General features: G+C 64.2%; 1 protein-coding gene. It reads right to left on the reverse strand.

The features are described 5' to 3' along the window. Positions 1–314: 314 nt before the first annotated feature. Positions 315–1,430 (reverse strand): IS110 family RNA-guided transposase, encoded by a 1,116-nt coding sequence (locus GGQ89_RS19810; protein WP_043061551.1) that lies wholly within the window; start codon positions 1,428–1,430, stop codon positions 315–317. Positions 1,431–1,510 lie beyond the last annotated feature (80 nt).

Consider the following 1,510-nt stretch of genomic DNA (forward strand, 5'->3'; position numbering starts at 1 on the left):
CTCTCATGACTGCCATCCGAGACGCTGGCCGAGTTTACCTTGTCGCTGGCCGCAAGACCAGCGTTCGCATTGACCTTGGCGGGTGTGCCGCGGACGCCTGATCGACGACGATTGATCATGCTCTCATCCGCGGGTTGGTTACCGCACTACCCGTATCCGTCGCTGGGCCTATCCTCCGTCTAAGTTCGGGCGTCGGACGAACCTGCCCCACCGTACACCGTGGATTGCCCATCACAGTCGGGTGCCCGCGGCACGCCGGCCAAGGCTATGCAGTTGGTGCCCTGGCGCCTCCTCCTGGAATTGTTCTGTGTGGATCAGCCGGCTATCGCTGGCGACACTCGACGGGCGATGTCCCAGGCATAGCCGACCAATTCACGCGCGATCGCGGTGGTCACCTTGGGCTGGGGCTTTCCGGTGGCCGCCAGGCGACGGTAGCGCTGGCACAGGCGAACCTGCGCCTTCCACCCGATCGCTTGGATGTCCTCGGGCAAGTCGATGACCCGTTCACGGTAGCGTCGCTCCTCGCGAGCGGACAGCCGATACGACCAGCCCGCCTCGATCAACATCGTCCGTGCTTGCGCGTTGCCCGCGCGGGTAATCCGGCCCCGCTTGGTCTTGGCACCGCTGGAGTGCTCGGACGGCACCAGGCCGACATACGCCATCAGTTGCTTGGGATTGTCGAAGCGGGTGAGGTCGCCCACCTCGGCGACCAGCGTTGCGGCACTGACCAGCCTGATACCGCGCAGGACCTGCAGATTGCGGACCAGCGGCGCAAAACACCACGCATCCACCGCTTCAGCCAGCGCCGCCTCCAGGCGCGCGACCCGTGCCTGGGCCTCCAGCACCCGCTTCTGCATTTCCTCGAATGCCAGCTGCTGGTGGGGAAACTCAAACCGCTGCTCGGACAACCACCGCCAGTACATTTTCGTCCAAGCCGCCTTGCCGCCAAAACGACGATCATGCCGCAACAGGAAGCTGCGCACCGTCTGCTTGGCCCCGATGGCATCGTCCTGCGCGCTGCGTCGCGCGCGGATGAGATCGCGTACCGCCTCGTGCGCTTCGTCCGGCACCCAGATCGCGGTGAGTTCGCCGGCGCGTAGCAGCCGCGCCAGGGTCATCGCGTCACGCCGGTCCGTCTTAACATGGTCGCCCGGGCGTCGCGGCATCATCGAGGGGGCGATGACGATGCAATTCTGTCCCAGCTTCGACAGCAGCCGATGCAAGCCATACCCACAGGGTCCCGCTTCGTAGCAGACGTTCAACGTCACACCCGGTCCCGTCAGCCGCTTGACCAGCTTCCTGATCGCATCGTCCTCGTTGGCGACCGTGCCGACGAAACGTACCTCGCCTCCGCGTTCCCCATCGGCAACCGCGACCGCGATGGTTTCCTTATGAACGTCCAGACCAACGTATTTCACTGCCTCCGTCATGACTCGTCTCCGCTGCTAACAAATCCATCATCAGCATCTCAGATTCGAGCCTCCAAGGCTCCGGCAGTCATGGGGTCTAA

Source organism: Sphingomonas yabuuchiae (genome assembly GCF_014199595.1).
Taxonomy (GTDB): Bacteria; Pseudomonadota; Alphaproteobacteria; order Sphingomonadales; family Sphingomonadaceae; genus Sphingomonas; species Sphingomonas yabuuchiae.